The organism is Corallococcus llansteffanensis (assembly GCF_003612055.1).
GTDB classification, from domain to species: domain Bacteria; phylum Myxococcota; class Myxococcia; order Myxococcales; family Myxococcaceae; genus Corallococcus; species Corallococcus llansteffanensis.
The window spans coordinates 1-13,092 of the sequence record NZ_RAWB01000276.1; the positions used below are offsets into that span (position 1 = coordinate 1).

Below are 13,092 nucleotides of genomic sequence, written 5' to 3' on the forward strand. Positions count from 1 at the left end.
GCTGGACTTCGCGCGCGGCCGCGCCCTCCCGGCCGCGCGCGAAGTCCAGCGCGGCGGTGTGGAAGAAGCGCGCGTCGCCCGCGAAGAAGATGGAGAAGGGCCAGTCGCGGTCTGGAGAGCCCGCCAGGTACAGCCCGCGCAGCAGCAGGCTCGCGGCGAAGGTGGCCGCCAGGCCCCAGGCCACCGGGTGTCGCCGGATGGCTTCGGGCAGGGGGAACGGGCCCACGGGCGCCTCCGCGAGGGGAAAGGCGACGCACTCTACATTGGCCCGCGCGCGCAGGGCGGGGGCTGGAGTAGAGACGGGGTGCGTCAAACCGGGAGGACGACATGAGCCGAGTGCTGGACGAGCTGTTGGGGCTCCTCAAGCTGGAACCCATCGAGGAGAACCTGTTCCGGGGCGCGAGCCAGGACCTGGGCTTCCGCCAGCTCTTCGGCGGGCAGGTGCTGGGCCAGTCGGTGTCCGCCGCCAGCCAGACGGTGGAGCCCTCCCGCACGGTGCACTCGCTGCACGGCTACTTCCTGCGCCCCGGGGACGCGGGGCTGCCCGTCGTCTACACCGTGGACCGGGTGCGCGACGGCGGCAGCTTCACCACCCGTCGCGTGGTCGCCATCCAGAAGGGCCAGCCCATCTTCACGCTGATGGCGTCCTTCCAGGCGGATGAGCCCGGTTTCACGCACCAGGCCACCATGCCGGACGTGCCGCCCCCGGAGTCGCTGCCCACGGACCTGGAGCTGCTGGGGCGCCACGCGGACCGGATGTCGGAGCGCCTGCGGGAGAAGTTCCTGTCCGCCAAGCCGATTGAGATGCGCCCGGTGACGTACGTGGACCCCTTCGAGCCGAAGGCCGCGGAGCCGGTGAAGCACGTCTGGTTCCGCGCCGACGGCAGCATGCCCGACGAGCCCCAGGTGCACCGCTACGTGCTCGCTTACGCCAGCGACTTCAACCTGCTGGGCACCGCGCTCCAGCCGCACGCGGTGACGTTCCTGCGGCCCGGCTTCCAGATGGCCAGCCTGGACCACGCGCTGTGGTTCCACGGCGACCTGAAGGTCAACGACTGGCTGCTCTACTCCATGGAGAGCCCCTGGACGGGCAACGCGCGGGGGCTCGCGCGCGGGCACGTCTTCACCCGCGACGGGCGGCTCGTGGCCTCCGTGGCGCAGGAGGGCCTCTTGCGCCAGCGCCCGGACGCACGCTGATAGCAGGCGGGCTTCCAGGCGCGGGAGGCGCGGCGCCCCTCAGAACCGGACGCCGCGCTCCGGCAGGGAGTCGAAGTCGATGCCGCCACCGCCGCCGTCCCCGTCCGTCGTGGGGTCGATGAGCAGGCCCACCGTCACCACCCCCGCGAGCACCGCGAGGCCGATGCCGCCCGTCAGCAGCAGCGTCTTGCCCAGGCTGAACTTGCGCAGCGTGCCGTGGTCCACCTCCGCCATCGACACGATGACGGGCTCGCTGTCCGGCTTGATGGGCACCCCCTGGAAGCGGGTGGCGTCCACCCCCAGCGCGATGAAGCGCTGCTCCTCCGTCCGGAAGCGCTGCTCCTCGGGTTCTTTCGGGGGGCCCACCAGCGCCAGCGGCGTGTCGGCGGTGAACTTGTGCGTGTCGCCCTCCACGTCCCGCACCGCGCGGCTGCGATCATTGGGACGGTTGAGCATCACGTCCCCCAGCTCCTTCAGCAGCGCCGCGTTGTCGTCCTTGAAGCCGTCCAGTCGCAGCAGCTCCGACTTGGGAATGGCATACGTCGTCGTACAGGCCGACAGCAGGGTTGCGGCGGTCAACGCGGCGCACAGGCGCATGGATGCGGCTCCTCCGGGGTGGGCCGGAAAGCCTATCCCGCCACGTGCCCCGGCGCCTACCGGGGCACGCGGCCGGTGTTTCACTTGAGCTGGTAGTTGGCGTCCAGCACGTCCGCCTTGGTGCGGCCCATCACCCAGCCGTCGTGGTAGACGACGCCCACCGGGGCCACGGTGTCGTTCCGGTACAGGCCGATCTTCAGGTAGTTGAGCTGCCCGCTGTACTGCGTCGCGATGGAGCGCTTGGGCAGCACCAGGTTGCCGTCGTAGTACAGCTCCACGAAGCCCACGGTGGAGTTGGGCGACCACTTCACGTGGAAGATGAAGTCGTGCCACACGTCGCGCACCAGCGGCGTCTTCCAGACGATGACGCCCGGGTCCCCGCCGATGTTGAGCCGCATCTCCTGGCCGTAGACGTAGAACTCCACCGGCGGCGAGCCGCAGCAGCCGTCGTGGTGCCACTGGGTGAAGAGCTGCCAGGTGTTGACGTTGGGGAAGTCCGCCGCGAAGCGCGTGCTCCAGCGGTACCAGTACTCGGAGCCCGAGGGCTCCTTGGTCTGCTTGAAGATCTCGTTGCGGTTGCCGCTGGAGTTGATGGGGTCATCGCCCTGCTTCACCGTGGCCTTGAGGGCGTAGCCGCCCTCGCGCACCGGCGAGGGAATCACCTGCAGCCGGTCCGAGCTGACCATCTGCGTGCCGTCCCACTGGTTGCGGTCCCCCGACTCGAAGTCGCCCCGCCACACGATGCCGCCGGGCGTGGGGGCCGGGTTCACCGTGCCGGCGCAGGGGCGCGCCTCCGCGATGCTGGCCCAGTCATTGAGGTTGTTGCCCTGCACGTAGATGCGGACCCGGCGCGTGTTCACCGGGGTGAAGGCGTATGTCTCCGCCGCCGTCGTCGTGCCCAGGCTCTTGCCGCTGTACACCTGCGTGTAGCTCATGCCGTCCGGCGACACCGACACCGTGAAGGTGTTGATGCGGGTGTTGCCCTGGTGCCAGGCCACGGAGATCGCGCCCAGGCCCTTCGTCGCGCCCAGGTCGTAGTCGATCCACTGGCCCTTCCCCAGGCTGCTCCAGCGCGTGTCCAGCCTGTCATCCAGGGAGTTGGCAGCGACGCTGCCGGTGCCGTCGTCCCCGCTGGCCTTCACGCTGCTGGGAGTGAGCTGGGTGCAGCCACTGGTGGTGAGATCCTCGTCCGACGCGGACAGCGACGGCTGAGGGCCCTCCGGAAGGGAGTCTTCCGGCGCGCCACAACCGACGGCGCCCAGGACGAACAACGTTTCAACCAGGAGAAGGGTTTTCTTCAAGGAATGGCCCAGGGGGAAAGGACAGGCAATGAGGACGCCGTGCTCCGAAAGACATGAAGACGGAGCACGACAGGGGATGTCTGGCTTTACGGCGGGCAGTCCCCTTCCGCGCTCCGGGACCTGTGCGACAGGGCCCTGGCGTCAGAAGGAAACAAGCGGTGTGTCGTGTGTCGTGTACTCCGTCCGGCAGCGGAGGATTCGCTGCCGTGCTCCAAGGTGACAATCGGAATATCGAAGTTCTATTTCGAACACAAGCGAGGTTGAGCACGCCTGCATGCCGAGCAGGTTCGGATGCGAAAGACAGACATCTATTACAGACGGCCCGGGTGGAATCCTTCAGTCTCCCGCGAGCACCGATACGGTGTGTCACGCGGGAGGCGTACCGCTGGAGCACGGTGCGTCCCGCGGGAACGCGCTGTGGTGGGGTGTGGGGGCGGACCTGCCCCAGCCGGGCAGGGCATTTGGGACCCCTGTCCCAGGAAGATGTGTCTCAGCGACACCGCGTCGCCGCCGACTTGCACTGGGTGGAGAATCAGGCAGAACCCCGCGCTAGAATGCCCGTGGAATCCCAGGATGCCCGCCGCGCCGCGGCCGTGAGGCCGGTAGAGTGACGCACCCCATGACGCGCCCCGTGGCCGCGCAGATCCCCCGGAGCGAGCGCAAGCCGCTGTACGTGAAGGTCGTCACCCAGCCGGCGCTGCATGGCTGCTGGTCCGTGAACATCAGCGAGACGGGCATCGGGCTCATCGCCACGCCGCGCCGCCCGTCCGAGGGGCCGCACGAGAACGAGCCCGTGGAGATGTCGTTCTCGCTGCCGGACACGGGCGCCCACGTGCGGGTGCACGGGGTGGTGCGCTGGCGCCACGACACCGGCGGCGGCGCGGGCACCGTCACCGCGCTGGGGGTGAGCTTCGGCGCCTTCGAGGCGGCGGACGGCGTGAAGCTGGCGCGCTACCTGTCCACCTCGCACCTCCAGGTGGTGGCCGCCTACGCCAACGAGGACGAGTCCCGCGCGGTGCGTCAGGCCCTGGACGGCGTGGCCACGCCGCACTTCGCCGCCAACGCCGAGGACGCGCACGTGCTGCTGTCGCGCGGGGACATGGCCGCGCTCCTGGTGTGTGGCCAGGACGAGGCCCAGGCCCTGTCCCTCGTGGAGTCCCTGGGCGCCCAGCGCGCGGAGGTGGACCCGTCGGGCGCGGGGCCCCCGAGCGACCTGGCCTCGCGCATCGTCTACTGCGCGCCGGCCGCGCCGGAGCGGCTGGTGGCCCTCTTCAACAGCGGGCGCATCTACCGGGCGCTGGGGGTGTTCCCGGAGGCGGAGGCCCTGCGCGAGTCGGTGCTGGCGGCGGGGCGCGAGCACGGCTTCCGCACCGAGCAGTGGCGGATGGCGCTGGAACTGGAGCGCAACCTGCTGCGCGAGCGCGCGCTGGCCCAGGCGCCGGTGGGGGCCCCGGGCCGCAACGCGGAGGACGTGGGCTTTCGCAGCCCCGCCATGCAGCGGGTGATGGAGATGGTGCGCCTCGTGGCGCCCCACCGCGTCGCGGTGCTGCTGCAGGGCGAGACGGGCACCGGCAAGGAGGTGCTCGCGCGCATCCTCCACCGGCTCAGCGGCCGGGGCGACCTGCCGCTCGTCATCCAGGACTGCGGCGCGCTCACGGAGACGCTGCTGGAGTCGGAGCTGTTCGGCCACGTGAAGGGGGCCTTCACCGGCGCGGTGTCGGACCACCCGGGCCTCTTCGTGCTCGCCAACGGCGGCACCATCTTCCTGGATGAAATCGAGAACACGACGCCCAACCTCCAGGCGAAGCTGTTGCGCGTGTTGGAGACGGGCGACGTGCGCCCGGTGGGCGGCACCCAGGTGCGCCACGTGGACGTGCGCGTCGTGGCCGCGAGCAACCGGGACCTGGGCGAGGAGGTGCGCGGCGGCCGCTTCCGCGCGGACCTCTTCTACCGCCTCAACAGCTTCACCATCGACATCCCGCCCCTGCGCGAGCGCCCGGAGGACATCCCGGAGCTGTCGCGGGCGTTCGTGGAGCAGTTCAACCGCACCCTCAAGCGCTCCGCGACCGGCGTGGCCCCGGACGCGGACGAGGTGCTGCACGGCTACGCGTGGCCGGGCAACGTGCGCGAGCTGCGCAACGTGGTGGAGCGCGCCGTGCTGCTGTCCAGGCCCGGGGAGATGCTCACCCGGCGCCTGCTGCCGCCCGCGCTCATCAACAGCGCCGTCCCGCGCGCGGACCCCACGGGGGACGGCTCCCTGCGCGCCCGGCTCCACCAGGTGGAGCGCGAGCTCATCCGCGAGGCCCTGGAGCGCCACGGCGGCGTGCTGCGCCGCGCGGCCGTGGCGCTGGGCATGGACCCGGTGACGCTGGGCCGCAGGGCCCGGCGCCACGGGCTGTGGAACCCGGACTGACGCGCCTTCGTCAGTGCGCCTGCATCCACCGGAGGACGGGCGACCACACCCACGCCTTCGCGTCTCGGGCGAGGAACAGGTCCGCGTGCCCGAAGTCCAGCGCGCGCTCGGACTCCGGCCGGGTGCGCACGATGCTCAGGGTGACGTCGGTGCTGCCCAGCAGGCGCACCGAGTACTCGCCGTAGCGCCCCACGCCGCCCGCCGCGCCCACGTACAGCACCGGCACCGTCACGTCCTTCAGGTGGTCGTCATAGGGCACGTCCAGGCCGCACAGCTGCTTCTCCGTCTCCACCACCTCGTTGAGGCTCTGGTACGGCACGGCGAGCTGGAGGTAGTCGAACAGGGTGGGCTCCGGCGTGAAGGCCGTCTTGTAGGGCAGGCCCGACGCGTCCGGGATGCTGGCCGCCAGGTGGTAGCCCGGCGTCAGCGGCTGGAGCGGCGCGAAGAGGGCCGCGGTGGCGCCCGCCGCGATGACGGCGAACTGCCGGTTGGTGGGCTGGCCCACGGCGGCCATGGCCGCGAGCGGGGAGGTTTCGTTGGGCGCCGTCTCCGCCAGCTGCCCGATGAGCTTCACCGGCGTCCCCGGCGCGGGCCCCAGCAGGCCGCCCTCGGTGCGCCCCTGGTCGCGCGCCTTCTTCAGCGCCGCGTAGCGATCACACGCCCAGCGCCGCTGCTGCGCCGCTTCCGGCGCGAAGCGCAGCACCATGTCCATGGGGATGAAGCCCTGCACCCGACGCTGGGCGCGGGGGCGCTGGGACTCCGCGTCCAGGTACGCGTACCCGATGGTCGCCCCCCGGCTCCAGCCGAGCAGGAACATCCGGTCGTGGGGCGTGCCGCCGGAGAACCGGCGCACGGCCTCCGCCAGCTTCAGCCCGGTGCCCACGTCCTGCACGTGCGTGGCCAGGGTCCAGTCCGCCATGAACTCGAAGTGCGTCTCCGCCTCCGGCACCGCCACCCACCTCAGGTCCAGGCCCCACACATCCACGTCGTTGCTGGCCAGGTACGCCGCCAGGGACTGGTCCGCCGGCATCGTCGACATGCACGTGTTGGTGAGGAACGCCGGCACGAAGCTCCAGAGGTCCCCGTGCACCATGAACACCGACCGCGTGCTGCGCGCCGGGACCCAGGGGTAGGCCTCGCGCACCACCCGGTGCACGGTGACGACGTCATAGGTGCCCCGTCCGACACGCACCTTCCAGGTGTAGTGCGCCAGGCTGCCGCCCAGCGGCTCCCGCTTCGTGGTCAACCCGGGCAGCCCCGCCGCCAGCAGGGACCGCGCAATCCCCTCCGCCTGGATCCCCTCGCTGCGCGCCCCCAGCTGCGACGCCACGTCCGCCGCCTCCGCACGACTCCCCACCCACAACGCCACCAGCACCAACGACAGGCACCAAGACCTACGCATACCGACCTCGACTCAAATGAGATTTCCCCACGCAGAGAAACGCGTGGGGCTGACATTCCTGTGCTTCCGGCCCAGGCGTTCCCTGAGCACCTTCCGCGCCAGGGTTCAAACCCTTGATTTCATTGATTCAGCCCCGCAGGGCAGGCTTCACGCGTGAAGGCCACCGGAGCAGGGTCCGGTCGCGCTCCGAGTGAAAAACCACCCCACCTGACGTGCTTCGGAATCGAGACATGCGCACCACGAATGGTGCGGGGGCCTTTCCGCCAGCGGCTCCCACCCGGCCGGCCCGCCAGGGTGACTCCGTTCATTCAATCCAACACATACATCCGAAACAGGCAAGTCCTGAATGGTAGGGGAAGACGGCGGGGCGATCGCGCGCGGGGCGGGGACGGGAGACAACAGCGGATCTCACCCTGACACCCCGCCGCGGGGAGGCCTCATGCCCGAGTCCGTCTTTGTCGACAACATCTGGAACGATTTCGCGCACAGCTATGACGAGATGATCCCCGAGCTGCCCTGCTACCAGCGGCAGCTCACGAAGATCCTCCGCGACACCCGGGAGCGGTCCTATGTCATCGACGCGGGCTGTGGCACGGGGTTGGTGAGCCAGCCGCTGGTCCAGCGCGGCCAGCGCGTGGTGGGCTTCGACAACAACGCGGCCATGCTCCGGCTGGCGGCGCGGCGCAGGGACCGCGAGCCGGACGCGGTGCGCGCCCGCTGGACGCTCCTGCCGGGGGACGTGACGGCCTTCCCGGTGGAGGTGGACGGGGACGCGGACGCGGTGGTGATGAACAACGTCCTCTTCTACGTGCGCGACCCGGAGGCGGTGCTGCGCCAGGCGTGGACGCACCTGAAGTCCGGCGGCGTGCTCTGCATGACGAGCAACAAGCGCCCCCGGCCGGACCTGGAGAAGGTGCTCAAGAACTCCATCCAGGAGTGGCAGGAGGAGGGGCGGTGGACCGAAAGGCTCCAGAGCGCGGTGAAGCACCACCGCACCTGCGCCCAGCGGCTCACCACCGACCCCAACGAGATGGTCACCTTCCTGGACACCGACGCGGCGGTGCGCCTGCTGGAGAAGGTGGGCTTCAGCGAGGCGCTGGTGGCCGACGGCGACGACTACTACGGCGAGAACTTCTACGTCTGCATGCGGAAGTAAGGAGCGCACCCCATGGTGAATCCCCGATTCCAGCGCAACCTCGGTGTCCTGCACCCCCAGACGATGGACAAGCTCGCCGCCACGCACGTGCTCGTGGCCGGCGTGGGCGGCGCCGGTGGACAGTGCGCGGTGGACCTGGCCCGGCTGGGCTTCGGCTGCCTGACGCTCGCGGACTTCGACGTGTACGAGCGCCACAACATCAACCGGCAGATTGGCTGTTTTGAAAGCACCCTGGGCCAGCGCAAGGTGGACGTGGTGGAGCGGATGTGCCGGGACATCCACCCGGACCTGCGCGTGCACAAGGTGCACGAGGGCATCACCGACGCCAACGTGGCGGCCGTCCTCGCGGGCGGTGGGGGCCTGCCGCCGGTGGACTACGTGGTGGAGGTCATCGACATCGCGGGCGCCCGGGCCAAGGAGTCACTCCACCAGACGTGCCGGCAGCAGGGCATCCCCATCATGACCGGGCTGATGCTGGGCTTCGGCGCCGCGCTCCACGTCTTCCAGCCGGATGCGCCCCTCTACGAGGAGCTGTTCATCCTGCCGGACGGCCGCATCGACCTGCCGAAGATCATCCCGCACCTGGGCAGCTACATGCTCCAGGAGTACATGGACGCCTGCTACCAGGGAAAGGGCCACGCCCCCACCTGCGTCATCGGGGCGACCACCGCCGCGGGGCTGATGGTGAGTGAGATCATGCGCGGCGTGATGCTGGGGGCCCGCGCGATGGTGTCCTGGCCCGAGTACCTCTACGTGGACCTCTTCGACCACCGCTACGTGCGCGGCACCATCGCCGCCACGCGGACCGCCGTGCCGCCGGACGAGCGCGCCCGGGGCTGACCCCGGCTCCAGGCCCCCGTGTCCCTCCCGGTCCAGCGGAAGGGGCGCGGGGGGCCGCGTCCTCCAGGCAGGAGCGCTACAGCACCACGCCCCGGCTGCGCGCTTCGGTGATCACCTGGTTGCCGTCCACGCCCAGCCGCCGCGCGATGAAGCCCGCCGCCCCGTCCGCGCTCTTGTGCACCCGGATGAACTGATCGTCATACGTGCGCGTGACGATGAGCATCCCGGACACGATGACGCGCTGGAGGTTGTGCTGCAGCTCGTTGCCCTCGATGACGACGTGGATCTCCGAAAACAGCGACCGGGCATCCGACAGCATGTTGGACAGGTGCCGGCGCTGCTCGCTGTTGGGCACCGCCGCCCGGGACCCGGTGCTCGAAACCAGGACCATGGGCTGCTGATATTGCTGATAGGCGTTCTGCATCTTCTGGAACACCGCTTGGATTTCTTCCGGCGTCGGTGGAGCGTCCCAGCGCAGGAAGAAGACCTTGTCGATGACGTCTGTCTTGTAGACCGGAAGTGCCATGGCGTTCGCGACTCCTTCGTGACTGAACCGGGCCCGTCCCCCGCTTTACGTACCACCGGACTGTCTTGTGCGGGCCTGCTGGCCATCCTGCTCTTCAAAGGCCGTCAAGAAACTAGCCCCAGGGGCTGACATTGTTGAGACGACACATCACGGCGCCCCTGACGTCGCCAACGACTGTGGGCTCGCCTCCGGGGCCCCTCTGTCTGTCTGGTAATGGATTGTGGGCTCCGTCCGCGGGGCAGGTCTGCCCGGAAGGCGGATTCCGCTGCCCGTGGCATGTTTCAGCAATGACTTATCGTGAAAAAAGAAGGCCCCGGGAGCACGGTGGCTCCCGGGGCCTTGGGTCCGCTGAAAGGTTTCAGCGAAGAGAGGCGACTACCCGCCGGAGATGGTGGTCTCGACGAGGTTGGCGTCGCCAGCGATCTGCGCATCCGTGAAGAGGATGGGCCGCCACTGCTTCTTCGAGAACAGGAGCGTCTGGTCCGCGTAGTGGGGCGACTTCGGGTCACCCGACTCGCTGTAGGTCAGCACCGCGTTGGCGCTGGGGCCCGCGTCGGTGAACTGCATGGCCATGACGAAGCTGCTGCCGTTGTTGATGGGGTAGCCCTGCTTGGACAGGCCGCTGGCGCTGAGGGTCGCGGGCCGCGTCTCGGAGAACTCGAAGAGGGTGGTGCGGGCGACGCCGTAGGAGACGACGTTGGTGATGCCCTCGCGGGACAGGCCGCCCTGGATGGGGATGGGCGTGCCGGCGCGGCGGGTGAACTGCACTGCGCCCAGTGTGGTGTCCAGCGCGATGCCGGCCGTGTTGAGCGTGGTCACCGCCTGCGCCAGCTTCACGAGCAGCGGGTCTTCCCCGGTCGCGGGGGCGGCCACCGGCGTGTTGGGCGTGGCGACGGGCTGGGCGGGGTCGAACGGGACGGAGAACAGCTGACCGGCGTTGAGCAGGCTGGCGTTCGGGATGGCGGCCAGGAACTCACGGAACACGATGGCGCCCTTGGCGTCCGGGTCGAAGCGGCCGTTCCACGCGGTGAGCAGCGCGCACGCCTGGCTGATGTCCACCGGCTTGTCCGCGTAGGTCACCGTCGTCTTGCCGGCGCAGCGCTCGATGAGGGCCGCGCGGGTCAGTTGCTCCAGGCTGCTGCGGTTGCTGAACACGGCCGCCTTCAGCTCCTCCAGGCTGAACTTGTTGTCCGGGCCGGAGGCGGCGTTGGGGCCAGACTCCGTGAGGGTGAGGAGGTTCATGCGCGTGCGCGGCGTCTGGGGGACCTTCTCCAGGCCGTGCAGGGGCGAGAAGCCCGTCAGGGGCGCGGCGGGGTTGGACAGCCAGTAGCTGTCGTTCGCGTTGAAGACGAAGTCGTTGCGGTCCAGCTGCGGCACCTTGGCGAAGGGCACGAGGCCGGGGCTGCGCGCGCCCGGCTCCACCTGCCACTCGTTGGCGGGGTCGCTGCCCTCCAGAACCACCAGGCCCAGGCCGGCATAGATGCCGTAGGCCAGGGTGGCGCCGGGCGTCGTGGCCGCCGTCACCCACTTCGTGTACGCGTCCTTGGTGAGGTTGGGCGTGGGGGTGGCGTCCGTGTACCAGGCCTTGCCCTCCTTGTCGGCGTACATGGTGTTCACCCAGGGCAGGCCCTGCTGGGTGGCGTAGACGTTCTTGAACTCGGTCAGGTTCTTGGCCTTGTTCATGCCGTGGAACTGATCGAGGAACTTGATGTTCTCGATGTTGGCGTCACGGATGGTGAGCACCGTCTGGGTGTTCCAGCTCGTCTTCGGGAAGCCCTGCGGCAGGGACGTGTCCGGGATGGAGACGATGGGGCCGTAGTGGCTGGAGTACAGCGTCTGCGAGATGTTGGTCAGCGAGCCCTCCGGCAGCTTCACCAGGACGGTGAAGGTCTTGGAGGTCATCGCGCGCTCCTCGGTGCCGTACTTGTAGGTCGTCGGCTTTCCGGGGACGAGGTCCAGCTTGTACACCGTCATGCGCTGGCCGGAGGAGAACGTGTGCGTCCACGCCACGTCCTCGTTGAAGCCGATGAGCACCGCCGGCACGCCGAGCAGGCCCACGCCGTACACGTTCATCTGACCGGGCACGGTCAGCTGGCTCTCCCACAGGCGCAGCTCGCCTTCCCAGGGGAAGTGCGGGTTGGCCATCACCATGCCCTTGCCGTTGTCGGTGCGCTCGGCGCCCAGGGCCCAGCCGTTGCTGCCGAAGTCCGTCTGGCGCAGCGTCTTCAGCTGCTCCATGTCGGGCGCCGTCGGGCGCAGGTGCGCCTGCTTGTCCACGCTCTGCGCGCCCACCGCGGGAGGCTGCGCCGCCGCGATGGCGAGCGCCAGCTGGTTGATGCCGCCCACCAGTGTCAGGTCGATGTCGAACGCCAGCAGGTCCACCGCGGTGATGGGCCGCACCCAGTCCGCGTTGACGCACTCGCCGGGCAGCGACGCCTTGGGCGTCTCCGCCACGTACTTGTTGTAGCCGGCCGCGTAGCCGGTGAGCATGTCCTGCACTTCCTGGGACAGCTGCGGGAAGGCGGCCTGGGCGCGCTCCATCAGGCCCAGGGACAGGTACGCCAGGTCCGAGCCCACGTAGGTGTTGCCCGGGCCCTGGCCCAGGAAGCGCGCGCGCTCGCTGCGCACCTTGAGGATCTGATCCGCCAGCGGACAGATGTGGTCCTGGGCGAACGCATAGCCCTGGCCGAAGCCGAGGCTGCCGTAGTCGTTGGCCGTGATGTGCGGGATGCCGTACGACGTCCGGCGGACCTTGGCCGAGTACTTGGCCGCGGGGGGCGGGGGCTCGACGATCGGATCGTCTTCACAACCGGCGGAGGCCACCACCGCCAGGGACGTGAACAGGGTGAACGACCAACGACGGACCCTAAGAGACCGGAGACCGCCGCGAGGGGGAGAAGTATCAGGGGTGTGCTCGTGCATGCGGGGCGGAGACTAGGAAGGTGGCGATCGCGCGGTCAATGTTTCTGGGATTTGACTTTTTCACGGATATGAAACGTCTGGATGCGCCGCGTCGCAGGTTTAGGAAAGCCGGAAAGACGGTGTGTGCTACACGGGGATGGCCATGACGACCGAGCCCTCGCCGCCGCCTCCGGCCCGCCGCCCTCGCCGCCACTTCTCGATGATTCGCACCTTCGTGCTGGCGGACTTCGTCACGCTCGGCAACGGCTTCGCGGGCGCGGGGGCCATCCTGGCGTCCATGCAGGCGCTGGCGACGGCCAACCCCCGCTGGCTGTGGGTGGCGTTCGTGCTGATGCCGGTGGCGCTGGTGATGGACGTGGCGGACGGCCGGATTGCCCGGTGGCGCTTCCGCAAGTCGCCCCTGGGCGCGGATCTGGACTCGCTGGCGGACGTCATCTCGTTCGGCATGGCGCCCGCGGCGCTGGCGTTCGCGGTGGGGCTGCGCGGGTCGCTGGACGTGGCGGCGCTGCTCTACTTCGTCGCGTGCGGCATCAGCCGGCTGGCGCGCTTCAACGTCACCTCCGCGGAGCTGTCCGACGGCACCGGCAAGGTGAAGTACTTCGAGGGCACGCCCATCCCCACGAGCCTCCTGCTGGTGATGGTGCTGGCGGTGGCCCTGTGGCAGGGCCGCATCGGGGACGCGCTGTGGGGTGGGGTGTGGGACATCGGCCCCCTGCAACTGCACCCGCCTGTCTCTTA

10 protein-coding genes and 1 pseudogene are annotated in these 13,092 nt (G+C 69.6%); 5 read left to right on the plus strand and 6 right to left on the minus strand.

Features of this window, described 5'->3' with window-relative positions; all coding sequences use genetic code 11:
- Positions 1 to 226 (minus strand): annotated as a pseudogene (locus tag D7V93_RS24185) (ArnT family glycosyltransferase); the annotation flags it as partial.
- Between the two features lie 101 nt (positions 227 to 327).
- On the opposite strand from D7V93_RS24185, the gene tesB reads away from it, so the two are divergent.
- A complete protein-coding gene (gene tesB / locus D7V93_RS24190) occupies positions 328 to 1,197 on the plus strand; it encodes an acyl-CoA thioesterase II (RefSeq protein ID WP_120645656.1) in 870 nt (289 codons plus the stop codon).
- A gap of 39 nt (positions 1,198 to 1,236) precedes the next feature.
- On the opposite strand, the gene D7V93_RS24195 is transcribed toward tesB, so the two are convergent.
- Together D7V93_RS24195 and D7V93_RS24200 are read right to left on the minus strand one after the other, a co-directional pair.
- On the minus strand, positions 1,237 to 1,794 hold the full coding sequence (locus D7V93_RS24195) for a hypothetical protein (RefSeq protein ID WP_120645657.1): 558 nt from the start codon (positions 1,792 to 1,794) through the stop codon (positions 1,237 to 1,239).
- An 80-nt stretch (positions 1,795 to 1,874) separates the two neighbouring features.
- Positions 1,875 to 3,095 (minus strand): heparin lyase I family protein, encoded by a 1,221-nt coding sequence (locus D7V93_RS24200; protein WP_120645658.1) that lies wholly within the window; start codon positions 3,093 to 3,095, stop codon positions 1,875 to 1,877.
- Between the two features lie 619 nt (positions 3,096 to 3,714).
- On the opposite strand from D7V93_RS24200, the gene D7V93_RS24205 reads away from it, so the two are divergent.
- The gene (locus D7V93_RS24205) at positions 3,715 to 5,508 is read left to right on the plus strand and encodes a sigma 54-interacting transcriptional regulator (protein WP_208723132.1); all 1,794 of its coding nucleotides are present in this window, start codon (positions 3,715 to 3,717) and stop codon (positions 5,506 to 5,508) included.
- Between the two features lie 10 nt (positions 5,509 to 5,518).
- Here the strand turns inward: D7V93_RS24205 and D7V93_RS24210 are convergent, their stop codons facing one another.
- On the minus strand, positions 5,519 to 6,910 hold the full coding sequence (locus D7V93_RS24210; protein ID WP_120645659.1) for an alpha/beta fold hydrolase: 1,392 nt from the start codon (positions 6,908 to 6,910) through the stop codon (positions 5,519 to 5,521).
- 439 nt (positions 6,911 to 7,349) lie between these two features.
- Between D7V93_RS24210 and D7V93_RS24215 the strand changes: the two genes are divergently transcribed.
- Together D7V93_RS24215 and D7V93_RS24220 are read left to right on the plus strand one after the other, a co-directional pair.
- Positions 7,350 to 8,066 carry a class I SAM-dependent DNA methyltransferase gene (locus D7V93_RS24215; RefSeq protein WP_120645660.1) on the plus strand — a complete coding sequence of 239 codons (717 nt, stop codon included), beginning with the start codon at positions 7,350 to 7,352 and terminating at the stop codon, positions 8,064 to 8,066.
- A gap of 12 nt (positions 8,067 to 8,078) precedes the next feature.
- The gene (locus tag D7V93_RS24220) at positions 8,079 to 8,906 is read left to right on the plus strand and encodes a ThiF family adenylyltransferase (protein WP_120645661.1); all 828 of its coding nucleotides are present in this window, start codon (positions 8,079 to 8,081) and stop codon (positions 8,904 to 8,906) included.
- 76 nt (positions 8,907 to 8,982) lie between these two features.
- Here the strand turns inward: D7V93_RS24220 and D7V93_RS24225 are convergent, their stop codons facing one another.
- Both D7V93_RS24225 and D7V93_RS24230 read right to left on the minus strand, forming a co-directional pair.
- Complete coding sequence (locus tag D7V93_RS24225; protein WP_120645662.1) at positions 8,983 to 9,432, minus strand: DofA protein; 450 nt, start codon at positions 9,430 to 9,432, stop codon at positions 8,983 to 8,985.
- Positions 9,433 to 9,807: 375 nt separating this feature from the next.
- A complete protein-coding gene (locus tag D7V93_RS24230) occupies positions 9,808 to 12,255 on the minus strand; it encodes an acylase (protein WP_244237476.1) in 2,448 nt (815 codons plus the stop codon).
- A 241-nt stretch (positions 12,256 to 12,496) separates the two neighbouring features.
- Here D7V93_RS24230 and D7V93_RS24235 point away from each other — a divergent pair.
- Positions 12,497 to 13,092 (plus strand): CDP-alcohol phosphatidyltransferase family protein (locus D7V93_RS24235; RefSeq protein WP_120645665.1); only part of this gene is annotated, 596 nt, incomplete at its 3' end.